25 protein-coding genes and 1 riboswitch are annotated in these 26,055 nt (G+C 74.2%); of the genes, 10 read left to right on the top strand and 15 right to left on the bottom strand.

The annotated features are described in order from the left end of the window. Positions 1 to 78: 78 nt before the first annotated feature. On the bottom strand, positions 79 to 1,803 hold the full coding sequence (locus tag AB0946_RS21460) for a LuxR C-terminal-related transcriptional regulator (protein WP_366762220.1): 1,725 nt from the start codon (positions 1,801 to 1,803) through the stop codon (positions 79 to 81). 94 nt (positions 1,804 to 1,897) lie between these two features. Between AB0946_RS21460 and AB0946_RS21455 the strand changes: the two genes are divergently transcribed. Next, positions 1,898 to 2,983 carry a M12 family metallopeptidase gene (locus tag AB0946_RS21455; RefSeq protein WP_366762219.1) on the top strand — a complete coding sequence of 362 codons (1,086 nt, stop codon included), beginning with the start codon at positions 1,898 to 1,900 and terminating at the stop codon, positions 2,981 to 2,983. Positions 2,984 to 3,294: 311 nt separating this feature from the next. Here the strand turns inward: AB0946_RS21455 and AB0946_RS21450 are convergent, their stop codons facing one another. The 10 genes from AB0946_RS21450 to AB0946_RS21405 all read right to left on the bottom strand — a co-directional run bounded on the left by AB0946_RS21450 (position 3,295) and on the right by AB0946_RS21405 (position 12,649). Then, the gene (locus AB0946_RS21450) at positions 3,295 to 4,386 is read right to left on the bottom strand and encodes an LLM class flavin-dependent oxidoreductase (RefSeq protein WP_366762218.1); all 1,092 of its coding nucleotides are present in this window, start codon (positions 4,384 to 4,386) and stop codon (positions 3,295 to 3,297) included. After that, positions 4,383 to 5,777 carry an NtaA/DmoA family FMN-dependent monooxygenase gene (locus tag AB0946_RS21445; RefSeq protein ID WP_366762217.1) on the bottom strand — a complete coding sequence of 465 codons (1,395 nt, stop codon included), beginning with the start codon at positions 5,775 to 5,777 and terminating at the stop codon, positions 4,383 to 4,385. The genes AB0946_RS21450 and AB0946_RS21445 overlap by 4 nt, the downstream gene beginning before the upstream one ends. A gap of 26 nt (positions 5,778 to 5,803) precedes the next feature. After that, on the bottom strand, positions 5,804 to 7,006 hold the full coding sequence (locus tag AB0946_RS21440) for an LLM class flavin-dependent oxidoreductase (protein WP_366762216.1): 1,203 nt from the start codon (positions 7,004 to 7,006) through the stop codon (positions 5,804 to 5,806). Positions 7,007 to 7,126: 120 nt separating this feature from the next. Further along, a complete protein-coding gene (locus tag AB0946_RS21435) occupies positions 7,127 to 7,240 on the bottom strand; it encodes a putative leader peptide (RefSeq protein WP_366762328.1) in 114 nt (37 codons plus the stop codon). 14 nt (positions 7,241 to 7,254) lie between these two features. Next, the gene (locus AB0946_RS21430; RefSeq protein ID WP_366762215.1) at positions 7,255 to 8,064 is read right to left on the bottom strand and encodes a GNAT family N-acetyltransferase; all 810 of its coding nucleotides are present in this window, start codon (positions 8,062 to 8,064) and stop codon (positions 7,255 to 7,257) included. Between the two features lie 47 nt (positions 8,065 to 8,111). Beyond that, the gene (locus tag AB0946_RS21425; RefSeq protein WP_366762214.1) at positions 8,112 to 9,131 is read right to left on the bottom strand and encodes an ABC transporter substrate-binding protein; all 1,020 of its coding nucleotides are present in this window, start codon (positions 9,129 to 9,131) and stop codon (positions 8,112 to 8,114) included. A 112-nt stretch (positions 9,132 to 9,243) separates the two neighbouring features. Continuing rightward, a complete protein-coding gene (locus AB0946_RS21420) occupies positions 9,244 to 10,035 on the bottom strand; it encodes an amino acid ABC transporter ATP-binding protein (RefSeq protein WP_366762213.1) in 792 nt (263 codons plus the stop codon). Beyond that, positions 10,032 to 11,015, bottom strand: coding sequence for an amino acid ABC transporter permease (locus tag AB0946_RS21415; RefSeq protein WP_366762212.1), 984 nt, complete (start codon positions 11,013 to 11,015; stop codon positions 10,032 to 10,034). The genes AB0946_RS21420 and AB0946_RS21415 overlap by 4 nt, the downstream gene beginning before the upstream one ends. 354 nt (positions 11,016 to 11,369) lie before the next feature. Further along, positions 11,370 to 11,480, bottom strand: a riboswitch (SAM riboswitch). A gap of 77 nt (positions 11,481 to 11,557) precedes the next feature. Next, positions 11,558 to 12,445: a glutathione S-transferase C-terminal domain-containing protein gene (locus tag AB0946_RS21410; RefSeq protein WP_366762211.1), complete on the bottom strand. Its 888-nt coding sequence runs from the start codon at positions 12,443 to 12,445 to the stop codon at positions 11,558 to 11,560. A gap of 81 nt (positions 12,446 to 12,526) precedes the next feature. Beyond that, positions 12,527 to 12,649: a putative leader peptide gene (locus AB0946_RS21405; RefSeq protein ID WP_366762210.1), complete on the bottom strand. Its 123-nt coding sequence runs from the start codon at positions 12,647 to 12,649 to the stop codon at positions 12,527 to 12,529. Positions 12,650 to 12,790: 141 nt separating this feature from the next. On the opposite strand from AB0946_RS21405, the gene AB0946_RS21400 reads away from it, so the two are divergent. The 7 genes from AB0946_RS21400 (at position 12,791) to AB0946_RS21370 (ending at position 19,950) form a co-directional block, all read left to right on the top strand. Continuing rightward, on the top strand, positions 12,791 to 13,951 hold the full coding sequence (locus AB0946_RS21400) for an FAD-binding oxidoreductase (RefSeq protein WP_366762209.1): 1,161 nt from the start codon (positions 12,791 to 12,793) through the stop codon (positions 13,949 to 13,951). Then, positions 13,948 to 14,250, top strand: a complete 303-nt coding sequence (locus tag AB0946_RS21395; RefSeq protein ID WP_366762208.1) for a (2Fe-2S)-binding protein — start codon at positions 13,948 to 13,950, stop codon at positions 14,248 to 14,250. Before AB0946_RS21400 ends, AB0946_RS21395 begins: the two co-directional genes overlap by 4 nt. Next, positions 14,243 to 15,640, top strand: a complete 1,398-nt coding sequence (locus AB0946_RS21390; protein WP_366762207.1) for an FAD-dependent oxidoreductase — start codon at positions 14,243 to 14,245, stop codon at positions 15,638 to 15,640. Before AB0946_RS21395 ends, AB0946_RS21390 begins: the two co-directional genes overlap by 8 nt. Before the next feature lie 75 nt (positions 15,641 to 15,715). Beyond that, positions 15,716 to 16,615, top strand: a complete 900-nt coding sequence (locus tag AB0946_RS21385; RefSeq protein ID WP_366762206.1) for a dihydrodipicolinate synthase family protein — start codon at positions 15,716 to 15,718, stop codon at positions 16,613 to 16,615. A 13-nt stretch (positions 16,616 to 16,628) separates the two neighbouring features. Then, positions 16,629 to 17,630: a proline racemase family protein gene (locus AB0946_RS21380; protein ID WP_366762205.1), complete on the top strand. Its 1,002-nt coding sequence runs from the start codon at positions 16,629 to 16,631 to the stop codon at positions 17,628 to 17,630. 22 nt (positions 17,631 to 17,652) lie between these two features. Beyond that, positions 17,653 to 18,339, top strand: a complete 687-nt coding sequence (locus AB0946_RS21375; RefSeq protein WP_366762204.1) for a GntR family transcriptional regulator — start codon at positions 17,653 to 17,655, stop codon at positions 18,337 to 18,339. A 177-nt stretch (positions 18,340 to 18,516) separates the two neighbouring features. After that, positions 18,517 to 19,950 (top strand): amino acid permease, encoded by a 1,434-nt coding sequence (locus AB0946_RS21370; protein WP_366762203.1) that lies wholly within the window; start codon positions 18,517 to 18,519, stop codon positions 19,948 to 19,950. 22 nt (positions 19,951 to 19,972) lie between these two features. Here the strand turns inward: AB0946_RS21370 and AB0946_RS21365 are convergent, their stop codons facing one another. The 4 genes from AB0946_RS21365 to AB0946_RS21350 form a co-directional block, all read right to left on the bottom strand. Further along, complete coding sequence (locus AB0946_RS21365) at positions 19,973 to 21,190, bottom strand: histidine kinase (RefSeq protein ID WP_366762202.1); 1,218 nt, start codon at positions 21,188 to 21,190, stop codon at positions 19,973 to 19,975. A gap of 34 nt (positions 21,191 to 21,224) precedes the next feature. Continuing rightward, positions 21,225 to 22,979, bottom strand: coding sequence for a cation acetate symporter (locus tag AB0946_RS21360; RefSeq protein WP_366762201.1), 1,755 nt, complete (start codon positions 22,977 to 22,979; stop codon positions 21,225 to 21,227). 49 nt (positions 22,980 to 23,028) lie between these two features. Beyond that, positions 23,029 to 23,439: a hypothetical protein gene (locus AB0946_RS21355; RefSeq protein ID WP_366762200.1), complete on the bottom strand. Its 411-nt coding sequence runs from the start codon at positions 23,437 to 23,439 to the stop codon at positions 23,029 to 23,031. Positions 23,440 to 23,515: 76 nt separating this feature from the next. After that, on the bottom strand, positions 23,516 to 24,295 hold the full coding sequence (locus tag AB0946_RS21350; protein ID WP_366762199.1) for a LytTR family DNA-binding domain-containing protein: 780 nt from the start codon (positions 24,293 to 24,295) through the stop codon (positions 23,516 to 23,518). 183 nt (positions 24,296 to 24,478) lie between these two features. Here AB0946_RS21350 and AB0946_RS21345 point away from each other — a divergent pair, with 183 nt between their 5' ends. Together AB0946_RS21345 and AB0946_RS21340 are read left to right on the top strand one after the other, a co-directional pair. After that, positions 24,479 to 24,931 carry a MerR family transcriptional regulator gene (locus tag AB0946_RS21345; RefSeq protein ID WP_366762198.1) on the top strand — a complete coding sequence of 151 codons (453 nt, stop codon included), beginning with the start codon at positions 24,479 to 24,481 and terminating at the stop codon, positions 24,929 to 24,931. 13 nt (positions 24,932 to 24,944) lie between these two features. Next, on the top strand, positions 24,945 to 26,012 hold the full coding sequence (locus AB0946_RS21340) for an NAD-dependent epimerase/dehydratase family protein (RefSeq protein ID WP_366762197.1): 1,068 nt from the start codon (positions 24,945 to 24,947) through the stop codon (positions 26,010 to 26,012). The last annotated feature ends 43 nt before the right edge of the window (positions 26,013 to 26,055 follow it).

Genomic DNA, 26,055 nt, shown 5'->3' with positions numbered 1-26,055 from the left:
CCGGGTGTTTGAACAGGTGAGGGCCTTCCGGGGGCCTCGACGGCACCGCTCCTCGTGGCCGACCTGACGGCCACGGCCTCAGGCCGTCTCCCTCTCCGGTACGTCCACCAGCCAGGGCAGCGCGCCCCGGTCCCCCGTGCCGAGCCGCGTGTACGCGCTGTACAGGTGGTTGCCGACCGTCCGTACGGACAGGGTCAGCCGTTCGGCGATCTCCCGGTTGCTCAGCCCGGCCGCGGCCAGCGTGACGATCTGCCGCTGCCGGGCGGTGAGTTCACCGAGGACCAGTCCGGCCAGCGCGGGTGTGCGCGCCCCCTGGCAGCGGCGGGCCAGCGCGACGGCCCGGGTGCGGGACAGCCGGGCGGCCCGGGGGTCGCGGTGGGCCCGTACCGCTTGCGCGTGCGCCTCCGCCGCGTACAGCAGGAACCCCCGCTCGGCCAGTGCCTGCGCCGCCCGGTCGAGCGCGGCCCCGTCGCCGCGCGCCAGCGCGTCCGCGTGCCGGGCGAACACGCTGCCGGCCGGCAGCCGCCCGGCCGCCCGCCCGGGCTCACCGAGGCGTACGGCGTCGTAGAGCGCGTGGACGCCGTCCGGGTCTGCCACCTCACCCGGCGCCCCTTCGGCCAGGGCGAGTTCCCTCCGGCACCCGTCGTGCGACGGAGTGTGCCGCAGTCCCTCCCTCGCCCACGCCGCCGCCTCCCGCAGCTCGCCCCGCAGCCGCGCGAACCGGGCGCGGACCTCGGCGTACCCGGCCGGCAGCGGGCCGCCCTCCGCGACCAGCCACTCCCCCACGGGCGTCGGCACCGGCCGGACGTCGAACCGGTCCATCCGCCGGGCCAGGGCGCGCCGTTCGGCCTCGAGCGCGGGGCCGTGCGCGAAGGGCGCGCGGGCCAGCCGGCGGGCCCGCAGCCGGCCGGCCGTGGCCCGCAGCGCGGGGCCGTGCAGGGGGTGGGCGAGGGTGACGGCGCCCTGGTCGTCGACGTCGATCAGGCCGTCCGCCTCCAGGCGTTCGAGGACGTCCAGGTCCAGCTCGTCCACGGGCAGCGGCAGCGGCTCGGCGAACGCGAGGCGTTCCAGCGCGTCGCGTTCGCCGGGACCGGACCGCTCCAGGGCGGGGGCCAGCCGCTCGCGGACGGCCGGGGTGACCGGCAGCGGTCCGCGCCAGGCCCGTTCGCCGGTGCCGGGGACGAGTTCCGGCCGGCCGGAACCCGTGAGCGCGGTCACCAGGTCGCGCAGGAGCCGCAGATCGCCCAGGCACGCCTGGTGCAGGCGGCGCACGGTGAGGGGTTCCAGGCCGGCGCCGGCGAGCAGCTGGGCGGTGTCCTCGCGGGACAGCGGGTCGAGGGCCAGCCGGGGCAGCAGGTCCCCGGTCCACAGCCGGGACACCGCGCCGGGCGCGGGCGGGCCGTCCGCCGCGGCCACGACCAGGCGGGTGCGGCCCTGCACGGCGAGCTGGTGGACCAGGGCGGCGGAGGTCTCGTCCAGCAACTGGGCGTCGTCCACGACCAGGAGCCGTACGCCGGACAGCGCGCGGACCGCGCGGTGCAGCGAGACGGTGTCGGGGAGCAGGTGCGCGAACGCCGCGAGGGGCAGGTCCCGGGCCTCGGGCGTGCCGGTCACCCGGGCGTGGTCCGTGCCCCGGACCGCCTCCGTGATCAGCCGGGTCTTGCCGCGGCCGGCGGGGCCGGTCACCACGATGCCGGGCCGGCCGGCGGTCAGCGCGCCGCGCACGAGAGTCAGTTCGTCGGCCCGGCCGGTGAACGGCCAGGGCAGTTCCAGGGTCTTCGCGTCCTGTTCGTAGTTCCTCACACCATGGTGAGCGCGCGTACTCAGGTTTGATACAGGGCGACTTGAGTAGCCCCCGACTCAGGCGTGCGGCCGGGGCGGCGGGCACGCTGGCCGCATGACCCGACGCCTCTGCTCGCTTCCGCGGCAGCCGGCCCCGTCGTTCGCACCGGGGCTGACCGCCGAGCGGCTGGGCGCGCTGCTCGCCGGGCGGCGGATGTGGGTCAACGGCACCGTCCTGCACTACTGCTTCCTGGACGCCCGCACCGACGCCTCGGTCGTCCCGGTCCCCGGGACCGGGGAGCTGCGCCGGGTGCCGTGGGCGGGCGGCGAGGAGCAGCGGGACGTGGTCCGCGGGTGCTTCGCCGAGTGGCAGGACCTCGGCATCGGCGTGACGTTCGCCGAGGTCGGCGACCGGCACGAGGCGGAGCTGCGGATCGGGTTCCAGAGCGGTGCCGGGTCCTGGTCGGCGGTCGGCCGGGAGGCGCTGTCGGTGGGCCGGGGCGAGCGCACCATGAACCTCGGCTGGGACGTGACCGCGCCCGGGGAGCGCGGGGCCGTCCTGCACCAGATCGGGCACGCGCTCGGCATGGTGCACGAGCACCAGAGTCCGTTCGCCGGGCTGCACTGGGACGACGAGGCCGTGTACGCCGAACTGGCGGGCCCGCCGAACTTCTGGAGCCGGGAGACGACGCACACGAACGTGCTGCGGCAGCTGGACGCCTGTGAGGCGGGCGGCTCGGTGTGGGACCCGCAGTCGGTGATGACGCTGCCGCTGGGGCCGGGGCTGGTGCTGGAGCCGGAGCAGTACCGCGGGGGGCTGCGTCCGCCCGGCGCTCCGTCGCCGGCCGACAAGGAGTTCGTGCTCCGCTGGTACCCGCCCGCCGCACCCGGCGGGCCGGCCGGGCTGGTGCCGTTCCGGTCCGTGCCGCTCGGGCTGGGGCCGGGCGAGCAGGCCGACTTCACCGTCGAGCCGCCGGAGACCCGCGAGTACACCGTGGGCGCGTTCGGCGACGCCGACACCGTGCTGGTGGTCTTCGAGCAGCGCGACGGGGAACCGCGCTTCCTCGCGGGCCACGACGACGGCGGCACGCCGGACAACGCCGCCGTCCGGGTCCGGCTCGTCAAGGGCCGCCGCTATGCCGTCCGGGTCCGTCTGTACTCCACGTGGGGGTCGGGGGAGACGGCAGTCATGTGCTGGTGACGGCACACGGACGGCACAGAGCCACTGTCCGGCACCGGGGGAGCGGGCGTGGACGTCACCTACGGGGGAGGTGACGTCCACGCCCACGCCGGTGCCCAGGCGGCGCGTGACCTGGTGGTCCGGCCCGTCTCCCCGGCACGCCGTGCGGACCGCGGGACGACGCCACGGTGGGCAGGCGGCCTCGGCCCCAGGCGGACTGCCGCCACCGCGCTCGCATGGACATCCGCCCGATCCCCGGCCGCCCGCACTCCTGCGGGGCACGATGACGGCAAGGACCCGGCTGCGACGGGCGCCGGAGCGCGGGCGGTTCCTCAGTGGTCGGCGGGTACGGGCTCGGGCGCCTGCCGCGGCAGGACCGGTGCCCAGGGGAACGGCGGGTCCGGGATGTCCCTGCGCAGGACCGGCGCGACGGCCGACTGGAACAGTTCCAGCGAGGCGCGGTGCCGGGCGGCGGGCAGGCCGCCGGCGTCCGCGGTCACGTGCAGCACGGTGTGCCCCAGCCGTTCGTGGTAGCGGTGCACCTTGTCGACGACCTGCTCGGGGCTGCCGATCAGCGCCGAGCTGCGCGCCACGAAGTCCTCCAGGGTCTCGAAGACCACGGGCAGCCCCGCCGACCGCTGGAAGGCCAGGTTGCTCTCGAAGACCGGGCGGTACGCCGCCAGCGCCTCCTGCGAGGTACGGGCGACGTACAGTCCGGCCGAGCCCGCGCCCACGGCGATCGCCGCCGGGTCGTGGCCGTAGTGCTGCCAGCGTTCCCGGTAGTGCCGGACCAGCGCGGCGTACGGCTCGACGGGATGGGTGACGTTCGCCGAGAACAGCGGGTCGCCGTAGCGGGCGGCGAGGTCCACGGACTCCTCGCTGGTGGCGCTGCCGTGCCAGACGCGGACCGGCCGCTGGTACGGCCGCGGCCAGGTCTCGGCGTCCTTCAGCGGTGGCCGGAACCGGGTGTCGGCGGTCACCCGGTCCTGCCGCCACAGTTGCCGGAACACCTCGTAGCTCTCGGCGTTGCGGTCCCACTGGTCCTCGGGGGTGACGTGGAACAGCTCGCGCTGCGCGGTGCCGTTGCCCTTGCCGATGATCAGGTCGAGGCGCCCGTCGGAGAGGTGGTCCAGGGTGGCGTAGTCCTCGTAGGCCCGGACCGGGTCGAGCAGGCTGAGGGTGGTGACGGCGGTGAAGAGCCGGATGCGACGGGTGAGGGCGGCGACATGGCTGAGCACGACGGTCGGCGCGGAGGAGAGGAACGGCCGTTCGTGCCGCTCCCCCACGCCGAATCCGTCGAAGCCCAGCTCCTCCGCCAGCACCGCGTTGTCGAGCACCTCGCGGAACCGCTCGTGCGTCGGCACCAGGACGCCGGTGACGGGGTCCGGCCGGTGCACGATCAGGGTGATGGCGAGGAACCTCACGACGCGGCCCGCTCCGACGAGGCGCTGCTGCGGGTGCCGGCCTCGGCGTCGGGGTGGGCCAGACCCAGGTGGTCGCGCAGGGTCGTGCCCTCGTAGTCGGCGCGGAAGACGCCCTGTTCCTGGAGCAGCGGGACCACCTTGTCGGCGAACGGGTCGAGTCCGCCGGGGGTGATGTGCGGCACGAGGATGAAGCCGTCGGAGGCGTCGGCCTGCACGAAGTCGTTGATGGTGCGCGCGACGGTCCGGGGCGAGCCGATGAACGTCTGCCGGTTGCCGGTGTTGATGACCAGGTCCCGGATGGACCACTTGTTGGCCTCGGCGAGCTGCCGCCACTCGCGGGCGATGGCCACCGGGTCGCGGTACATCCGTACCTGGGCGCGGCCCCGGGAGATGTGGTCCTCGCTCACCACCGGGTCCACCTCGGGCAGCGGGCCCTCCGGGTCGTACGCCGACAGGTCCCGGTTCCAGACGAACTCCAGGTGCTTGATGGCGGTGGCGCCGCTGACCTGCTGCCGGCGCACCTCGCGGGCGAGTTCGGCGGCCTCCTGGTCGGTGTCGCCGAGGACGAAGGTCGCGGCGGGCAGGATGAGCAGCTGGTCGGGGCGGCGGCCGTACGCGGCGAGGCGGGACTTGACGTCGGTGTAGAACGCCTGGCCCTCCTTGAGGGTGGCGTACCGGCTGAAGATCGCGTCCGCGCTGGAGGCGGCGAACTCCCGGCCCTCGTCGGAGTCGCCGGCCTGGAAGACGACCGGGCGGCCCTGCGGGGAGCGCGGTACGTTGAACCGGCCGTGGATGTCGAAGTGCTGCCCCTGGTGCACGAAGGCGCCGGCCTTGGCGTCCCGGAGGAAGGTCCCGGTGGCCTGGTCGGCGATGATCTCGTCACCGCGCCAGGAGTCGAACAGTTCGTTCGCGGTGGCGAGGAACTCCTTGGCGCGGGAGTAGCGCTCCTCCTGCGGCAGGAAGCCGCCGCGCCGGAAGTTCTCGCCGGTGAAGGCGTCCCAGGAGGTGACCACGTTCCAGGCGGACCGGCCGCCGGAGAGGTGGTCGAGGCTCGCGAACTGGCGGGCCACCTCGTACGGTTCGTTGAACGTGGAGTTGATGGTGCCGGTCAGGCCGAGCCGGTCGGTGACGGCGGCCAGCGCGGCCAGCACGGTGAAGGTGTCGGGGCGGCCGACCACGTCCAGGTCGTAGATCTTTCCGCCCTGTTCGCGCAGCCGGAGTCCCTCCGCGAGGAACAGGAAGTCGAACTTGGCGCGTTCGGCGGTCCGCGCGAAGTGCGCGAAGCTGCTGAACTCGATGTGGCTGCCGGCGGCCGGGTCGCTCCACACGGTGGTGTTGTTCACGCCGGGGAAGTGGGCGGCCAGGTGGATCTGCTTCAGCGGCTTGCTCATGGCGGTACGGTCGTCCTCTCCGGCGTTCAGGCTGCTGCGTAGCGGTTGGCGGGGCGGGCGAGACCGAGGAGGCCGCGCAGGGTGCCGGCCTCGTAGGCGTCCCGGAAGCGGCGGCGCCGCCGCAGCTCGGGTACCAGGTCCCGGGTGATCCGGGGCAGGTCGTGGCCGGCGACCGCGGGCCGCAGGCGGAACCCGGTCAGCCCGCCCGCCGCCAGCTCCTCCAGCAGGTCGGCGAGTTCCGCGGCCGTACCGGTGAAGATCCGGGCGTCGCTGGTGTACGGCTCGCCCGCGAGGGTGTCGAGGCGGTCGCGGCGGGCCTCGGCCCCGGCCCGGCTGTCGTCCAGGAAGACGACCAGGTCGCCGAAGACGTGCAGCGTCTCCCCGGCGCGTCCCGCCGCCTCCTGCTCGGCGCGGATCTCGGCGACGATCGCCCGGGCCTGGTCCGCGTCGTGCGGGGTGACGTAGCCGACGTCGGCCTGACGGGCCACGAGCCGGTACGGAACGGTCTGGTGGGCGAGGGCGGTGACCAGGGGCTGGCCCTGCGGCGGGCGGGGCGTGATGGAGGGGCCCTTGACGCTGAACCAACGGCCCTCGAAGTCGATGTAGTGCAGCTTGTCCCGGTCGATGAAGCGGCCGGTCGCCGCGTCCCGGATCTCGGCGTCGTCCTCCCAGCTGTCCCAGAGCCGGCGGACCACTTCCACGTGGTCGGCGGCCTCGTCGAACAGGTCGTTGATCGTCTCCCGCGCGTCCGGGCTGTCGAAGCCCTCGATCCGGGGGATGGTGCGGCGGCCGAAGTGCGCGGCCTCGTCCGGGCGGAAGTCGGTCCGCACCCGCAGGCCCGCGCGTCCCGTGCTGACGTAGTCGAGGGTGGCGATCGCCTTGGAGATGTGGAACGGCTCGGTGTGCGTGGCCACCACGGTGGGGACCAGGCCTATGTGCCGGGTGACCGGGGCGACGCGGGAGGCGATGAGGACCGCGTCGAGCCGGCCGCGGACCTGGTCGGTGCGCTCGTCGGGTGCGAGGAGGTGGGAGGACTGCGGGCCGAGGCCGTCCTCGATGGTGACGAAGTCGAGCAGGCCGCGTTCGGCCTCGGTGATCAGGTCGGTCCAGTAGCCGGCGGTGAACAGGTCGCGGGGGCGGGCGACCGGCTCGCGCCAGGACGCGGGATGCCATCCGGTGCCGTCCAGGGCGACGGCGAGGTGCAGGGGTGCGGCAGGGGTCGAGGACACGTCGGTGCCTTCCTTGATGTCCGTACGGGGACGCCGGCCGGCGGGGCCGACGGCGGGCGGCGTCGGCCGCGGGCGGGCGCGGCGGGGGGAGCCCCGGGCCGGGGTGGGGCCGGGGAGAGGTCAGTGGCGACAGAGCGCGGCGGACACGCGCTGGAGGTCTATGTGCGGCCGGGAGTGCAGACGGACGGACCGGTACGGGCGCGGGGCGCGCGGCGGGCGGATCCGCTGGGGCACCGGGGTCACGGCCGTCACCTCCGTCCGTCGGGCGCGGCGGGCCGGGTCGGCGTCCGCCTGGCGGATCTCGTCGAGACGTCCAACGTCCGGCCGGCCGCCGTTGTTCCCGGGCTGCGCAGTTGCACGATGCGGGAGCGGCGGCGCAGGGTGAACCCGATCGACTCGTAGAGCCGGATCGCGGGCGTGTTGTCGGCGGCGGCGTGCAGGAACGGGGTGTCCCCGCGGTCCCGGATGCCGGCCGCGACCGCGCGCACCAGCCGGGTGGCCAGTCCCCGGCCGCGGTACGCGGGGTCCGTGCACACGGCGCTGATCTCGGTCCACCCGGGCAGGCGCAGCCTCTCCCCCGCCATGGCGACGAGCCTGCCCCGGTGCCGGATGCCGAGGTAGGTGCCCATCTCGACGGTCCGGCGCAGGAAGGGGCCCGGCCGGGTACGGGCCACCAGATCGAGGATCTCGGGGATGTCGTCGGCTCCCAGGCGGACCGCCTCCGGGTCCGGTCCGGCCCGCAGCGCGGTGTCCACGAGCTGGACTCCCGTGCCCTCGCCGAGCACCTCCCAGCCGTCGGGGACCCACTCGACCGGCTTGACCCGTACGGGGTTCCCCGGACCGACGAGCGTGTGCAGGTCGGCCCAGGCCGCCGGGTCCGCCGGGTCGGCGAGCGCCGCGAAGGCGTAGGTCTCCGGCCGGTAGCGGGCCGCGCGGCCGTACCGGTCGGCGAGCCGGGCGTGCGGGCCGGTGAGGGCGGCCCAGACGGCGTTGTCCAGGACGGGGTCCGCGGGCGGGAGCGGGGTCGCGCCTGGGCGGACGCCGGTCGGACGGGCCACGGGAGCGACCCCCTCTCTTGTCTCCATGTCGATGGATCGACGACCCGTCAGGAGTTGTCCAGCGGCAGCCCGGGCGGGTTGACCTCCGCCTTCGCCACGGACTCGTTGGACAGGCCCCAGGCGGCGAGCCACTTGCCGTACTGCCCGTTCTCGATCAGGTGGTTGAGGGCGTCGGCGAGCGGCTTGGCGAGTCCGCTGTCCTTCTTCGCGGTCGCCGCGATCAGGCCCTGGAGCGTCTCGCCGGCACCGGAGAAGGTGCCCGCGTTGCGGGTGGCGTTGGGGGTGTTCGCGGTCTGCCGGGCGCGGTAGGCGACCGCGGGGTTGGGACCGAGGTAGGCGTCGATCTTCCCGCTGCTCAGCGCCAGGTTGATGGCGTTCTGGTCCGGGAAGTACTTGACGGTGAGCTTCTTGCCCTCCTTGGCCAGCTTGGCCTTCCACTCCAGGAGGATCTTCTCCTGGTTGGTGCCGGCGCCCACGCTGACCGTCTTGCCGGCGAGCTTCTTGTAGTCGCCGTCGAAGTTCCAGGGGTTCTTCTTCAGCACCTCGAAGGCCAGGTTGTCCTTGCGGTAGGAGGCGAACTCGTACTTCCGCTTGCGTTCCTCGGTGACGGTGACGTTGGAGAAGGCCACGTCGACCTTGCCGCTGTCGACGCCGACGAAGAGGTTCTCCCAGGTGGAGTTCCTGATCTCGGGCTTCAGGCCGAGGACCGCGGCCACCAGGCGGCCGAGATCGGGTTCGGAGCCGGTGAGGGTCTTCTGGTCGCTGCCCACGAAGTTCAGCGGCGCGGAGCCCGAGGGCAGGGCTCCGACGCCGATGACGAGCTTGCCGCTCCTGCGCACGGAGGCGGGCAGTTCGGCGCTGATGGACTTCACCTCGGAGACCTTCAGCGCGGTCTCCTTGGCGGCTCCGTTGGACAGCCGCCCCACGGTCACCGTGCCGGCGGTGTCGGTCTTGGTGACGGCCTCGCTGTCGCCTCCGCAGGCGGCGAGCCCGGTGGCGAGGGTGGCGACGGCGGTCGCGGCGGTGATGCCGCGGATCACGGCGCGTCGGGAGAGGTGGGTAGGCATGGCGTGGCTGTCCTTGTCTCGCTGATGAGGGTGAGCGCTGAGAGTGGGGTGGGGGGTGGGTCTTGGAGGGCCCGAGCGGCGGGGGCCGCGGCACCCTGTCGTGGCGGCGCGGTCAGAGGACCTTGCCGAGGAACTCCCGGGTCCGTGCGTGCCGGGGCCGGTCCAGCACCTCGCCGGGCGGGCCCTGTTCGACGATCCGGCCGCCGTCGATGAAGACGACCCGGTCCGCGACCTCGCGGGCGAAGCCGATCTCGTGGGTGACGATGACGAGGGTGGTGCCGCTGGTCGCCAGATCCTTGATGACGGCCAGCACCTCGCCGACGAGTTCGGGGTCGAGCGCCGAGGTCGGCTCGTCGAAGAGGATGATGCCGGGCCGCAGGGCGAGGGCGCGCGCGATGGCGACGCGCTGTTGCTGTCCCCCGGACAACTGCCGCGGGTAGGCGCCGGCCTTGTCGCCGAGACCGACGCGTTCGAGCAGCTCCCGGGCGAGCTCCTGGGCCGCCGCCCTGGTCAGCCTGCCGGTGGCGGCGGGGGCCGCGGCGACGTTCTCCAGGACGGTCAGGTGCGGGAAGAGGTTGAAGTTCTGGAAGACGAAGCCGATCCGGCCGCGCTGGGCCAGGATGGCGCGCTCGCTGAGTTCCTTCAGCCGGTCCCCGTGCCGTTTCACCCCGATCAGCTCGCCGCCCACGCTGACGTGGCCTATCTCGGGCTTCTCCAGGTGGTTGACGACCCTGAGCAGCGTGGACTTGCCGGAGCCGGACGGCCCGAGGATCACCGTGACCTCGCCGGGGCGGACGGTCAGGTCGATGCCGTCGAGGACGCGGTGGGTGCCGTACCACTTGTGGACGCCGTGTACTTCGAGCGCGGCGGGGGCGGCCTTCGGCAGGGCCTGGGCGGTGGTCATACGGCGGCCTCCCGGCTCAGCCGGGCCCGCAGACCGGCGAGGCCGGCCCGGGCCTTCTGCAAGGGGGTCGGCGGCAGGGTGCGGGTGGCGCCCCGGGCGTAGTGGCGCTCGACGTAGAACTGGACGACGGACACGGCGCTGGTGAGGATCAGGTACCAGACGGTGGCGACCATCAGCAACGGCACCACGTCGCCGGGGTAGGTGCTGCCCATCGACTGCACCGCGCCGAACAGGTCGAGCAGCGACACGTAGAAGACCAGGGACGTGCTCTTGATGAGACCGATCAGCTGGTTGACGTAGTTCGGGGTGATGGACCGCAGGGCCTGCGGGAAGACGATCCGGCGGAACTGGTAGCCCTTGGGCAGGCCCAGGGCGGCGGCCGCCTCGTGCTGTCCCTGGTCGACGGAGAGGATCCCGCCGCGCACCACCTCCGCCGCGTACGCCGCCTCGTTGAGGCTGAGGCCGATGACGGCGATCGTCATGTCCGTGGCCAGCCGGGACTCGTCGAAGGTGACGAAGGCGGGCCCGAACGGCACCCCGAGGCTCAACGTCCTGTACAGGGCACTGAAGTTGTACAGGAAGATCAGTACGACGATGAGCGGCACGGAGCGGAACAGCCAGGTGTAGGTCCAGCTGACCGCGCGCAGCACCAGGCTCCCGGAGAGCCGGGCGAGCGCCAGCAGAATGCCGCCGAGGAGCCCCAGGACGGCGCTGAGCGCGGCGACTTCGAGGGTGACGAGGAGGCCGTCGAGGACGGTGGGGCGCAGGAACCAGTAGCGGAAGCGGTCCCACTGGTAGAAGGGGTTCGTGACCAGTCCGTGCAGGATCTGCGCGACGAGTACGAGGACGGCGGCGGTGACGATCCACCGGCCGGGCCGGCGCAGCGGCTGAACACGCTGCGCCGACAGAGGTTTTGACGGGGTGTCGGCGATGGCCGGCGCCTCGGCTAGGGAGACGGCGGCGCCTGGGGGTTCACTCATGGCGGGCTCCGGCGGAGTCGGTCACCCCGGGGCCGCGCGGGAGCGGAGGTGGGCCACGACGGCACTGCGGCACGAGGCGGCGCACGGACGGGCGCGGAACCGGGAGCTGGGCGGACAACGGCACACCGGACGGACGGTGTGCGGTGGGAACGCGGGGGCTGGGAGGAAGACGTCAGCCCTGACAGCGGGCAGAGCCCGGTGCGGTACACAGTGCGCTGTTCACGCGGAGCAGATCGACGGCGCGGTCGGCGACGAGGAGACCGGCGTACGACGGTACGCAGCCCTGGGGGCGGCTCACGGCCGTCCTGGGAGCTGCGTACATGGCGTCACCTGTCACTGTTCCGGCCCCGTGGGGCCTCGCGCTTACCGAAAACGTCGTCCGGTCCGGTCGTCACCTGGGGCACCCCACCGCGGTGCGAGGGTTGCCGGTCAGCGAGCCAGGGCTTGGCGCTGACGCTCATGACCGTTCTGAGCGGTAAGTAAGGCAGTTGCCCGTTCGAATGTCAACGGACGTCCGCCAAGTGGACATCGGCGGCCCGCTCTCACCTGCGGGAAGTGTCCGGGGTGTCCGCGGCGTGGCCTGCCCAGTCCAGGATCTGGACAGCGGCTCCCGCGGCCTCCAGGCCCTGGCAGCGGCCGTGGTGGCGGCGGGCGATGCCGTCCAGGTCGAGGTGGCGGCCGAAGGCGGGGTGGGCGGCCAGGCGGCGGGCGTAGGCCCACAGGGCGCGGTGGTCGGCGATGCGCTGCACGGCGGAGGCGTCGAGGTGGCAGCGGTGGACGGTGTCGAGTTGCACGAGGGTGACCCACAGCTCGATGTCCGCGGCGGTGAGCCGGTCGTCGGCCAGGTACTCCTCGCCGCTCAGCCGTCGCTCCAGGCGGCCCAGGGTGTCCAGCAGCACGTCGAGAGCGGCGGCCCGTTCGTCGGGGCCGGCCCCGGCGCGTCCGGCGCGCTGCGCGGCCTCCTCGACGCCCTCGGCGCACATCCGCTCGACGGCCTCGATCACGGACTCCAGGCCGCGGGGGTACAGGCGGGCGTCGCCGTTCGGCCGGAACAGGTCCAGGTCGCGCAGGATGTCGGGGGTGTGGGTGCTGACGATGCGTCCGGACCAGTCGTCGCTGAGCACGGGTGCGAGCGCCGGGCCGGTGTAGTGGTGGGCGCTCGCCTCGTAGAGCGGGCGGAGCGCCGCGTGGCCGCCGCCGGGACAGTCCGGGACGGCGGGCAGGAGGGTGACGGGACAGCGGGCGTCCAGGCCGAGCAGGCTGTGGCCGACGGCGAGGCGCAGCCCGTCGGGGCAGGCCGTCGACAGGTGGAGCCGGTAGCGGTGCGGTACGGCGTAGTGGCCGCTGCGCGCGTCCCGGCCGATCCGGCCCCGGAAGGCGGGCGCGGTACCACGGGTGGACGGAACGGCGGCGAGCGGAGTGATGGACATGCGTCTCCCCGGGTGGTGGGTGTGCGGAGGGGCGCGCCGGCGCGGGCGTCACCGTCGGCGGCGGCGGAGGGGCGGCCCGGCTCAGCGGTGAGGGCGGATCGCGCTGCAGACGCGCTGCAGGTCGATGTGGCGGCGGGAGGTGAGCAGGGGTGCGCGCAACGGCGTGCGGCCGGTCCGGCCCGTGCCCGTTTCGCCGCGCGCCATGATTCCCTACCTGTTCACTAGGATTCCCTCCCTGGAGTGTCGATCGGGCTCCGTACGACGTCAAGAGGGCGTCCACGCCTGGGGGACCGGGGTCGGCGCCGGGTACTCCTCAGCGAGAGAAACATGTGACATAGTACTGGCGTGGCGAAGCGACTGACCTGCGATGTCGTGGTCGTCGGGGCCGGAATCACGGGCGCGGCCTGCGCCCTGTACGCCGCGCGCGCCGGACTCGACGTACGGCTGGTGGACCGGGGCCCGGTGGCCGGCGGCACCACCGGAGCCGGCGAGGGCAACCTGCTCGTCTCCGACAAGGAGCCGGGCCCGGAGCTCGAACTCGCACTGCTGTCCGCCCGGTTGTGGGCCGGGCTGGCGGAGGAGCCGGGCGCCGCGATCGAGTACGAACCCAAGGGCGGCCTCGTGGTCGCCTCGGATCCCGGCACCCTGGCCGCGCTGCGGGCCTTCGCCGCGGAGCAGCGGACCGCCGGCGTCACCGCCGTACCGGTCGACGCCGGTCGACTGGCCGGGCTGGAACCGCACTTGGTGCCCGGCATGGCGGGCGCGGTGCACTACCCGCAGGACGCCCAGGTGATGCCCGCGCTGGCCGCCGCCCACCTGGTCCGTGCCTCCGGCGCCGCCCTGCACACCGGCCGTACGGTGACCGGGGTGCTGCGCACCGCGCGGGGAGCGGTGCACGGCGTCCGCACCGACCGGGGCGACATCCACGCACCGGCGGTGGTGAACGCGGCCGGCACCTGGGGCGGCGGCCTCGCCTCGCTCGCCGGCGTCCGGCTGCCGGTACTGCCCCGGCGCGGTTTCGTGCTCGTCACCGAGCCGCTGCCGCGCATGGTCCGGCACAAGGTCTACGCCGCGGACTACGTGGCCGACGTGGCCAGCGACTCGGCCGGGCTGCGCAGCTCACCGGTCGTGGAGGGCACGGCCGCCGGTCCCGTGCTGATCGGTGCCACCCGGGAACGGGTCGGCTTCGACCGGTCGCTGTCGCTGACCGCGACGCGGGCGCTCGCCGCCGGGGCGATCGGGCTGTTCCCGTTCCTCGCACGGGTCCGGGCGCTGCGCGTGTACGCGGGCTTCCGGCCGTACCTGCCGGACCACCTGCCGGCGATCGGGCCCGATCCGCGGGCGCCCGGTCTGTTCCACGCCTGCGGGCACGAGGGCGCCGGCATCGGACTCGCCCCCGGCACCGGACTGCTGATCGCGCAGGCGCTCACCGGGAAGGCGCCGGAACTGGACCTCACACCGTTCCGGCCGGAGCGGTTCGACAGCGAGGGAGGCGACGCCCGGTGAATCCAGGGGAGTTGACGCGGGCCCGGCCGGGGCCGCCCTGCACCGTGACCTTCGACGGCCGGCCCCTTGAGGCGCTGCCGGGCCAGACGGTCGCGGCGGCGCTGTGGGCGGCGGGCGTGACGGCCTGGCGCAGCACACGGGGCGCCGGGCGGCCCCGCGGGGTGTTCTGCGGGATCGGGGTGTGCTTCGACTGCCTGGTCACCGTCAACGGCCGCCCCAACCAACGGGCGTGCCTGGTTCCGGTGCGTCCGGGCGACGACATCCGCACTCAGCGGGGGACGGGCCGGGACGATGACTGAACGACCGCGCCTCGCCGTCGTCGGCGCGGGCCCCGCCGGGCTCGCCGCGGCGCTGGCGGCGGCCGCACGGGGGGTCCGGGTGACGCTGGTCGACGCCGCCGACCAGGCCGGCGGACAGTTCTACCGGCAGCCCGCCGCCGCCCTCGGCGCCCGCCGGCCGCAGGCCCTGCACCACCAGTGGCGCACCTGGGTACGGCTGCGCGAGGGCCTGGACCGGCACCGCGAGGCCGGCCGGATCACCCACCTGAGTGACCATCATGTCTGGTGTGCGGCACGGGACTCCGACTCCGGTGCGCTCGCCGTGCACGCCCTGCTCGGCCCCGCGCAGGAGGACGGTGTCACCGTGCACGCCGACGCGGTACTGCTCGCCACCGGCGGGTACGAACGGGTGCTGCCCTTCCCCGGCTGGACGCTGCCCGGGGTCGTCACGGCGGGCGGCGCGCAGGCCATGCTCAAGGGCGGCCTCGTACTGCCCGGCCGCACGGTGGTGGTGGCCGGGACCGGGCCGCTGCTGCTGCCGGTGGCCGCCGGGCTCGCCGCGGCCGGCGCACGCGTCGCCGCGCTGGTGGAGTCCGCCGGCCCCGGCCCGCTGCTCCACCGGGCACCCGCCCTGGCCGCCCAGCCCGGCAAACTCGCCGAGGGCGCCGGCTACGCGGCCCGGCTGCTGCGGCACGGTGTGCGCGCCCTGACCCGGCACACCGTCGTGACGGCGCACGGCACCGACCGGCTGGAGGCGGTGACGGTGGCCGCGCTCGGCCGGGACGGGCACCCGCGGCCCGGCAGGACCCGGCGCATCGCCTGCGACACCCTGGCCGTGGGCCACGGCATGCTGCCGCACACCGACCTCGCCGAGACCCTCGGCTGCACCCTGTCCGGCACCGCCGTACGGGTCGACGCCGAGCAGCGCACCGACGTGCCCGGCGTCTGGGCCGCCGGGGAGGCCACCGGGGTCGGCGGCGCGGCGCTCGCACTCGCCGAGGGGCACATCGCCGGGTGCTCGGCCGCCGCCCGGCTGCGCGGCACCACCCCCGACCCGCACGGCTGGGCCGCCGCAGCCCGGGCCCGCGGCCGGCTGCGCGCGTTCGCCACGGCCCTGGACGAGGTCTACGCCCCGCCGGCGGGGTGGGCGGACCGGATCCCGGACGCGACGGTGGTGTGCCGCTGCGAGGAGGTGACCGCCGGAGAGGTGCGCGGGGCCGTGGAGTCGCTCGGCGCCGGGGACCTGCGCACGGTGAAGCTGCTGACCCGGGCCGGGATGGGCTGGTGCCAGGGGCGGATGTGCGCACCCGCGGTGGCCGGCCTGACGGGCTGTCCGCTCACCGCCGGACGGCGGCCGTTCGCCCGCCCGGTACCGCTCGGCGTCCTCGCCGCCCTGCCGGAGCCGGAGTGAGGCGACAGCCCGCCGCACTCCGGGCCGGCCTTCCGCTCAGTAATATGTCACACCCCATTGAATGAGGGACCAGTCATGACCCACCCTGAGCACCACCGCCCCTGGCGCGGCATCCTCGTCGCCACCGCCCTCCCCCTGCGCGCCGACCTCTCGGTCGACCACGACCGCTACGCCGAGCACTGCGCCTGGCTGGTCGCCAACGGCTGTGACGGCGTCGTGCCGAACGGCTCGCTCGGGGAGTACCAGGTCCTCACTCCCGAGGAGCGTGCCCGGGTGGTGGAGACCGCCGTGGCCGCGATCGGCGGGGAGCGGGTGATGCCGGGCGTCGCCGCGTACGGCTCGGCCGAGGCCCGCCGCTGGGCCGAGCACGCGGCCGAGGCCGGCTGCGCGTCGGTGATGCTGCTGCCGCCCAACGCCTACCGCGCCGACGAGCGCGCGGTCCTCGCCCACTATGCGGAGGTCGCGAAGGCGGGCCTGCCGGTGGTGGCGTACAACAACCCGATCGACACCAAGGTCGACCTCGTGCCCGAACTCCTCGCCCGGCTGCACGGCGAGGGGCTCGTCCACGCCGTCAAGGAGTTCTCCGGCGACGTCCGCCGCGCCTACCGCATCGCCGAACTCGCGCCGGAACTGGACCTGTTGACCGGCGCCGACGACGTGCTGCTGGAGCTGGCGGTGGCCGGTGCCAAGGGCTGGGTGGCCGGCTACCCGAACGCGCTGCCGCGCGCCTCGGCGCAGCTGTACCGGGCCGCGCTGGCCGGTGACCTCGCCACCGCGCTCCCCCTGTACCGGCAGCTGCACCCGCTGCTGCGCTGGGACTCCAGGACGGAGTTCGTGCAGGCGATCAAACTGTCCATGGACGTCGTCGGGCGGTACGGCGGCCCGGTGCGCCCGCCGCGCGTCCCGCTGCTGCCCGGGCAGGAGGCCGCGGTCCGCGCGGCCACCGAGAAGGCCGTCGCCGCCGGCCTGGCGTGAGAGGAGCCGGACCATGCGCAGCACACTCGTCCTGCACGCCGTCGACTCGCACACCGAGGGCATGCCGACCCGCGTGATCACCGGCGGGATCGGCACCATCCCCGGCGCGACCATGAACGAACGGCGGCTGTGGTTCCGCGCACACCGCGACGACGTCAGACAGCTGCTGATGAACGAGCCGCGCGGGCACGCCGCGATGAGCGGCGCGATCCTCCAGCCGCCGGCCCGCCCGGACTGCGACTGGGGCGTGGTCTACATCGAGGTCTCCGGCTATCTGCCGATGTGCGGGCACGGCACGATCGGCGTGGCGACCGTGCTGGTGGAGACCGGCATGGTGGAGGTCACGGAACCGGTGACCACGATCCGGCTCGACACCCCGGCGGGAGTCGTGATCGCCGAGGTCGCGGTGGAGGACGGCGCCGCGCGGCACGTGACGCTCAGGAACGTGCCGTCGTTCGCCGTCGCCCTGGACCGCGAGATCACCCTCCCGGACGGCCGTACCGTCGGCTACGACCTGGCCTACGGCGGCAACTTCTACGCGATCCTGCCGCTCGACGCCTTCGGGCTGCCCTTCGACCGCGCCCGCAAGGACGACATCCTCGCGGCCGGCCTGTCCCTGATGGACGCGATCAACGCGGAGGCGGAGCCGGTGCATCCGGAGGACCCCTCGATCCGGGGCTGCCACCACGTCCACCTCTACGCGCCCGGCGCCACGGCCCGGCACTCCCGGCACGCCATGGTCATCCACCCCGGCTGGTTCGACCGCTCCCCGTGCGGCACGGGGACCAGCGCGCGCATGGCGCAACTGCACGCGCGCGGCGACCTCCCGCTGCACACCGAGTTCGTGAACGAGTCGTTCATCGGCACCCGCTTCACCGGCCGGCTGCTGGGGACGGCGGAGGTCGGCGGAGCGCCGGCCGTGCTGCCCAGCTTCACCGGCCGTGCCTGGATCACGGGGACCGCGCAGTACCTGCTGGACCCGGACGATCCGTTCCCGCGCGGGTTCGTCCTCTAGACTCACACCGGTGATGCGTGACATGGCACAGAACACCCAGGGCGCCGAGATGCCCGCGCTCCCCCGGCTCGGCGGCCGGCGGAGCAGCTACCGCGAGCGGGTCGCGGACGCCCTGCGCGCCGCGCTGATCGCGGGCGAGCTGCGGCCGGGCGAGGTCTACTCGGCGCCCTCGCTGGCCGCCCGGTTCGGCGTCTCGGCCACCCCGGTGCGGGAGGCGATGCTCGACCTGGCCAAGGAGGGGCTGGTCGACACCGTGCCCAACAAGGGCTTCCGGGTCACCGCCGTCTCCGACCGGCAGCTGGACGAGTACACGCACATCCGGGAGCTCGTCGAGATCCCCACCGTGGTGGACCTCGCCCGCACGGCCGACCGCGTCTCCCTGGAGGCGCTGCGCCCGGCGGCCCGGGAGATCGTCACCGCCGCCGCGGCCGGTGACCTGATCGCCTACGTCGAGGCCGACACCCGCTTCCACCTCGGACTGCTCGCCCTCGCGGGCAACGCCCACCTGGTCGAGGTCGTCGCCGACCTGCGCAAACGCTCCCGTCTGTACGGCCTGACCGCACTGGTGGAGGCGGGCCGGCTGCTCGCCTCGGCCGAGGAGCACCTGGAGCTGCTGGACGCCCTGCTGGAGCGCGACGAGAAGGCCGTGCGCACGGTCATGACCCGGCACCTGGGGCACGTGCGCAGCCTCTGGGCGGCGACGGACTGATCGCCTCCGGCGCCGGACATCTCACGGCCGGGCCTCCGCGCCGCGACGCTTTTTGCAGCATCCGGCGGCCCACACGGGACAAAAAGCGGCGATTTTGAGCCACATCGGTACATCCCCGACCATGGGACGCGTCCCGGTGATCCCGGGAACGTCAGTTCCATGAGAGGCGCACCACCCATGCACAACACCGGAACCGTCCCGCAGTCGGCTCCGGCCCCCGCGGAGATCCCCGCGGAGACCCCCACGGCTCCCGCCGAGGACCCGCACGGCGACAGCGGCAGGCATGCCCGCCGGTTCGGCCTGCCCGTCGCCACCGCGCTGGTCATGGGCAACATCATCGGCGGCGGCATCTTCCTGCTCCCCGCGTCCATCGCCCCCTACGGCACGGTCAGCCTGGTCGCCTTCGGCGTGCTGACCGTCGGCGCCATCGCACTGGCCCTGGTCTTCGGCCGGCTCGCCGCGCGCGACCCGCGGACCGGCGGTCCCTATGTGTACGCACGCGAGGCGTTCGGCGACTTCGCGGGCTTCCTCGCGGCCTGGTCGTACTGGATCACCACCTGGGTGTCGAACGCCGCGCTCGCCGTGGCCGCCGTCGGCTACCTCGACGTGCTGGTCCCGGTGAACCAGCACCGCTGGACCGCCTGCCTGGCCGCGCTGGTCCTGCAGTGGCTGCCCGCCCTCGCCAACTTCGCGGGCACCCGGTACGTGGGTGCGGTCCAGCTGGTGTCCACCGTGCTGAAGTTCGTTCCGCTGCTGCTCGTCGCGGTCGGCGGCCTGTTCTTCTTCGACCCCGACCGGCTCGGCCCGTTCAACTCCAGCGGTCAGGGCGCGGTCGGCGCGGTGTCGGCCTCCGCCGCCCTGCTGCTCTTCTCCTACCTCGGGGTGGAGTCCGCCGCGGTCAGCGCGGGCGAGGTGCGCAACGCCCGCCGCAACGTGGGGCGCGCCACCGTGATCGGGACCGCGGGCGCCGCGCTGGTGTACCTGCTGGGCACGCTGTCGGTGTTCGGCACGGTCGCGCACGACCGCCTGGTGACCTCCACCGCCCCGTTCTCGGACGCCGTGAACACGATGTTCGGCGGCAGCTGGGGCGGTACGGCCGTGGCGCTCGCCGCCCTCGTGTCGATGACCGGCTGCCTCAACGGCTGGACCCTGCTGAGCGCCCAGACACCGTACGCGGCGGCCCGCGACGGGCTGTTCCCGAGCGCCTTCACGCGCCGGCGGCGGGGCGTGCCCACCGTCGGGGTGGGCGTGACGGTCGTCCTCGCCTCGCTGCTCACCGTCTACAACTACTTCTCGGGCTCGAGCCGGGTCTTCGAGGTCCTGGTCCTGGTCACCACGTTCACCGCGACGGTCCCGTACCTGCTGGCCGCCGCCGCGCAGATCTTCCACCTCGTGTCCGGCCGTCCCGGGGCGGTCGACCGGTCCCGGCTGGTGCGGGACTGCGTGGTCACCGCGGTGGCCGCCGTCTTCTCGGTGTGGCTGATGGCGGGCGCCGGCTACGCGGCGGTCTACCAGGGCGTGCTGTTCCTGTTCGTCGGGATCATCGTCTACGCCGTGATGGCGGCGCGGCGGCAGCGCAAGCAGGCACCGTCCCCGGCGACCGGTCGCTGAGGTCCCGGCCGGCCGGTCTCCCTCAGGCGCTGCCGGACGCCGTGCGCGGGGGCGTGCTGTGCACGCCGGGCCGGTACTTGGGGACGCGGATGGTGATCTTCATGCCGGCTCCGACGCCGGTCTCGATCACCAGCCCGTGGTCGTCGCCGTAGACCTGCCGCAGCCGCTCGTCCACGTTGCGCAGCCCGATGCCGGCCGACGGGCTGCCCTCGCCGCGCAGGATCCGGCGGAGCCGGTCCGGTTCCATGCCGACCCCGTTGTCCTCGATGACGATCCGGGCCAGCGCCCCCTCGTCCAGCGCGGTGATGCCGATCCGGCTGCGCTCGACGCTCTCCTCCAGCCCGTGCTTGACGGCGTTCTCCACCAGCGGCTGGAGGCACAGGAAGGGCACCGTCACGGGCAGCACCTCGGGAGCGATCTGGAGGGTCACGCGCAGCCGCTGCCCGAACCGGGCGCGGACCAGTTCCAGGAACTGCTCGACGGAACGCAGCTCCTCGGCCAGGGTGGTGAACTCGCCGTGCCGGCGGAAGGAGTAGCGGGTGAAGTCGGCGAACTCCAGGAGGAGCTCGCGTGCCCGCTCGGGGTCGGTGCGGACGAACGAGGCGATCGCCGCGAGGGAGTTGTAGATGAAGTGCGGGGAGATCTGCGCGCGCAGCGCCCGGATCTCCGCCTCGATCAGTCCCGTGCGGGCCCGGTCGAGCTCGGCGAGTTCGAGCTGTACGGACACCCAGCGCGCCACCTCCCCGGCGGCCCGCAGGAGGGACGCCGACTCCCGCGCACCGAGCACGACGAGGGCGCCGAGCACCCGCCGTTCGACGGTGAGCGGGACGGCGGCGCCCCAGCGCACGGGACAGTCCGGGTCGGGGCAGCCGACGGCGAAGGTCTGGGCGCGGCCGGTGTCCAGCACCTGACGGACCCGGTCCGAGACGGTGTCCTCGTGGTGCCGGCCCGGTCCGTCCCAGGCCAGCGGCCGGTCCCGGTCGGTGAGGCCGAGCGTGGCCGTGCCGAACAGCGGCCGGAGCCGTCGTACCGCCTTGCGGGCCGCGTCCTCGGTGAGCCCGGCGCGCAGCGGTGGCGCGGCCAGCGACGCGGTGTGCAGGGTGTGGAAGGTGGCGCGTTCCACGGGGGTGCCGGGGTCCGTCCCGCCCTCGGCGGCGCGCCGGGCCAGCAGGCGTCCGGCGGCGAGGCCCCCGGCGAACAGCAGCGGGGCCCCGGCGGCGAGGAGGGCGAACCCGTTCACGCGCGGGCCTCCTCGGCCGCGGGCCGGTGGGTCGTCATGGGGTGGTCACTCCTCGGTGGGTGGTGGGCGCGCCCCGGCCGGCGGGGCGTTCGGGCAGGTGGAGGCGGGCCATGGCGGCCTCGGTGCCGGCCGGGATCCGGTGCCGGGTGGCCAGGGACGTCACGATCATGGTCAGGAAGCCGAGCGGTACGGACCACACGGCCGGCCACGCGAGCAGGGTGTGCGCCCAGCCGTCGGTCAGGGGCCCGGCGATCGTCAGGGTGACCGCGACGAGGGCGCTGCCGCCCCCGGTGAGCAGTCCCGCGATGGCGCCGGGTGCGGTGAGGCCGCGCCACCAGATGCCGAGCACCAGCAGCGGGCAGAAGGAGGAGGCGGCCACCGCGAAGGCGAGGCCGACCGCGTTGGCGACGGGGAGGTTGCCCGCGGCCACGCTCACCGTGACGGGCACGGCGACCGCCAGCAGCGTCGCCAGCCGGAAGTGGCGCACGCCGAGCGAGGGCAGCACGTCCTGGCTGAGCACGCCCGCGACGGACAGGGTGAGTCCGGAGGCGGTGGACAGGAAGGCCGCGCAGGCGCCGGCGGCGATCAGCGCGCCGAGCAGGTCGCCGCCGGCACCGCCGACGAGCCGTTCCGGCAGGACGAGCACCGCGGCGTCCGTGGTGCCGGTGAGCAGCAGGTCGGGGGCGTAGATCCGGCCGAGCAGGCCGTAGAGGGGCGGCAGCAGGTAGAAGCCGCCGACCAGGGCGAGCACGATCACGGTGGTGCGCCGGGCGGCGCGGCCGTCGGGGTTGGTGTAGAAGCGGACGAGGACGTGGGGCAGCCCCATGGTGCCGAGGAAGGTGGCGAAGATCAGCCCGTACGTCGTGTACAGGGGGTGGTCGTCCTTGCCGCCCGACAGGGGCGCCGCCCAGCTGGAGGCTCCGGTGCGCCGTCCGTCGTCGGACGCGCGCTCGGGCACCGGCGAGTCCGGCGGGAACCGGAGGGTCGTCCCGGCGCGGACCTGGTGCACCCCGGGGTCCAGCAGCAGACGGCCGCCGTCGTAGCGCTGTCCGTCCACGGAGCCGGTCACCACGGCCCGCAGCGGCGTCTCGATCCTGATGCGGACGGTGGTCTCGACGGTGACCTGGGTGTGCCGGCGGAAGGTCGGCGGCTCGTCCAGGGCGTCGGCGGGGCGCGGGTCGCCGTGCCAGGCGACCACCAGGAAGATCGCGGGCACGAGGAGCGCGGTCAGTTTCAGGCAGTACTGGAAGGCCTGGACGAAGGTGATGCTGCGCATGCCGCCGGCGGCCACGGCCAGGGTGACGACGACGGCGACGAGCACCCCGCCGAGCCAGCGCGGCGCGCCGGTGACCAGGCCCAGGGTGAGGCCCGCGCCCTGGAGCTGGGGCAGCAGGTAGAGCCAGCCGACGCCGACGACCAGCACGCTGGCGACGCGCCGGGCGGCCCGCGACTCCAGCCGCGCGTCGGCGAAGTCGGGCAGGGTGTAGGCCCCGGAGCGGCGCAGCGGGGCGGCGACGAACACGAGCAGCACGAGGTAGCCGGCGGCATAGCCGACGGGGAACCAGAGCATGTCGACGCCCTCCGCGGCGACGAGTCCGGCGATGCCGAGGAAGGAGGCCGCCGACAGGTACTCGCCGCTGATGGCCATGGCGTTGAGGTACGGCGGGACGGTACGGGAGGCGACGTAGAAGTCGGAGGTGGTGCGGGAGATGCGCAGCCCCGCCGAGCCGATCACCAGCGTCGCGACGACCGCCGCGGACACGGCCACGATGCCGTACGTCTGGTTCACCCGGCGGCCCCCGCGCGGCCGGGCCGGTGTCGTCGGGCCTCGGTCACCGTCAGGCCCTTTCGGCGAGGTCCGCGGTGTCCCGTTCGTTGCGTTCGGCGCGTACGACGTACCAGCGGCCGAGGACGACGAGCGCCGGGTAGACGGCGACGCCGAGTACGGCCCAGACGATCAGGGCGGCGCCCGGCCGGGCTCCCGTGTCCGGCAGGGCCGTGAAGACGAGGGGCAGCGGCCCGAGCAGGACGACGAGCAGACCGAACGCGAGGAGCCCCAGCCGGAGTTGACGGCGTATCAGGGAGCGCAGGGCAAGGGATTCGACGGCCGGAGGCTCCTTCCTCCCCCGGACGGCACCGGGGCGGGCGTCACCTCGGACCGCCCGGCTCCCCCGGCCCGCGGGGTCCACGCGGGCGGCACGCGGAGTCCCCGTGACCACTTCACGTCGAGGAGTCCCAGGTGCACCCATGCCGCGTCCTCCGACCGCGATGATCACACTTCGCAGTGGAGTGTACGCACCAGGGAACCAAAGCGACAGCTTCCGGTCAGCGACCGTTGCCGGGCGGGTCCGTGGTGGCCTTCCCGAACAGCAGGTCCCGCAGTTCACGGGCGCAGCGACGGCTCACGACCAGCACCGACGCGCCGATCCTGACCGTCAGCCTGCCCCCGTCGACCCGTAGCGTGTCGATGCGGGCCAGGGAGACGAGATGGCGCCGGTGGATCCGCACGAAACCTCTCGCCCGCCAGCACTCCTCCAGCGTGGACAGCGGGATGCGCACCAGGTGGCTGCCCTGGCGGGTGTACAGCCGCGCGTGGTCGCCATGGGCCTCGGCACGGGTGATGTCGGCGACGGGCAGGAACCGTGCGCCGCCCTCGCCGTCCACCGTGACACCGTCGGCGAGCGACCGGGCCCCGGGCGGGTGCCCCGGGTGGGGGGCGCGGTCGGCCGCGAGCCGCCGGACCGCCTCGGCCAGGCGCTCGCGCCGCACCGGCTTGAGCAGCCAGTCGACGACCCGGAGCCCGGGCGCCCGGAGGGCGTACTCCTCGTGCTCCGCGTGCGCGGTGACGAAGACGACGCGGGGCGGCTCGGCGCGGCCGGCGAGCAGCCGGGCGAGGTCCAGGCCGCCCAGACCCGCCATGCGGATGTCCAGGAACACCGCGTCGACGTCCGCCGCGCCGTCCGGCCCCCGCGGGCCCAGCCGCCGCAGCGCCTCGGCCGCTCCGAGGACCCCTTCGGCCGACCGCACCCGGGGATCGGCCCGCAACAGGAACAGCAGTTCGGCGAGCGCCGGTTCCTCGTCATCGACGGCCAACACCCGAAGCACGGCGACTCCCCCCGGCGGACGGACGGGAACCGCGGGTGCGGTGTCCCCGTGCCGGAGCACGGGGTGCGGGGCCGGCGGGTTCAACGGGGCCTGCCTCCGGCTTGCCCCCTGCGGGGTGACGCGCGTCGCATCGCCGCGTTCCGGTTTGACCTCAAGCGCTTGAAGTGCCGGAGGCTTGACCACATGGCAGGAAGCACAGACCGAGCGACGGGTCTGACCATCCAGGAGATGGCCCGGCGATCGGGTTTCACCGAGCCCACACTCCGCTACTACGAGAAGATCGGCCTGCTGGGCAGGGTCGCCCGCGACGAGTCCAGCGGCCATCGCCGCTACGACCCGGCGACCGCGGACCGTGTCGAGGCGCTGGCCTGCCTGCGGTCGGCGGGGATGACGGTCAGCGGCATGCGCCGCTACCTGGATCTGCTCGCCCGGGGCGACTCCGCGGCGGCCGAGCAGCGGGAGCTGTTCGCCGCACAGGCGGAGAAGCTGGCCGCCGACATCGAGCGGCTTCGGCTCCGCCTGGCGTACCTGCGCGGCAAGGCAGACCTCTGGGACGCCCGGGTCCGTGGGGACCCCGACGCCGAGAAGCGGGCGATCGAAGACGTCACGCGCGTCATGGACCAGTTCACCGACTGAAGGACCGAGCAGAATGAACACGCACAAGGCCGTAGACCCCGCCTCGGAACGCGGGACGGTACTCGTCACCGGTGGTACCGGCCTCGTCGGCAGCCACTCGATCGCCCGGCTGATCGACGAGGGGTACCGGACCCGTGTGACCGTCCGGGAATCCGGACAGGAGGCCCAGGTCCGCGCGGCGCTCCGGCGGGCCGGGGTCGATCCGGCGGACCGGCTGGAGTTCGCCGTCGCCGACCTCGGCGCCGACGGGGGCTGGGCGCAGGCCATGGACGGTGCCGGGCACGTACTGCACCACGCCTCGCCCTTCCCCACCACTCCGCCGAAGACGGAGGACGACGTCATCCGCCCGGCCCGTGACGGTGCGCTGCGGGTCCTCTCCGCGGCCCGGAAGGCCGGCGTCCCCCGCGTGGTGATGACGTCGTCCTTCGCCGCGGTCGGATACACGGTGAAGCCCGGCAACCGCTACTCGGAGGAGGACTGGACCGACCCGGACACCGAGGGCCTGCCCGCCTACCACAAGTCCAAGGTGCTCGCCGAGCGCGCGGCCTGGGACCACGTCCACGAGCACGGGGACATCGAGTTGACGGTCGTCAACCCCACCGGCATCTTCGGTCCCCCACTGGGCGACCGGCCCTCCGGTTCCGTCGGTCTGGTCGCCGGCATGCTGACCGGGCGGATGCCCGTGGTGCCGGTCATGTACTTCGGCGTCGTCGACGTACGGGACGTGGTGGACCTGCACCTGCGCGCCATGCTGCACCCGAAGGCGGCGGGAGAGCGTTTCATCGCCGTCGGCGGACCGTCCGTCAGCCTCTTCGGGATAGCACAGGTCCTGCGGGAGCACTTCCCCGCCGCGGCCGGTGTGCTGCCCCGCGAGGAGTTGACCATCGAACAGGTGCGGGAGGCCGCGAAGACGGAACCGGCCCTGCGCGACGCCGCGGCCCTGGGCGGCCGCGTCCCCGTCATCAGCAACGACAAGGCCCGTTCCGTGCTGGGGTGGGAGCCTCGCGACATCGTCGAGACGATCGTGGCGACCGCGGACGGCCTGATCCGGTCGGGACTCACGCTGCCCGAGGCCGGCTGAACCACCGCGCTCCGGGCGGTCCGGGCCCCGGGCACAAGACAGG

This window comes from Streptomyces sp. NPDC046870, assembly GCF_040704595.1.
GTDB lineage: Bacteria > Actinomycetota > Actinomycetes > Streptomycetales > Streptomycetaceae > Streptomyces > Streptomyces argyrophylli.
Note: the sequence above shows the minus strand (reverse complement) of the source record. Positions and strands in the feature narration are given on the sequence as shown.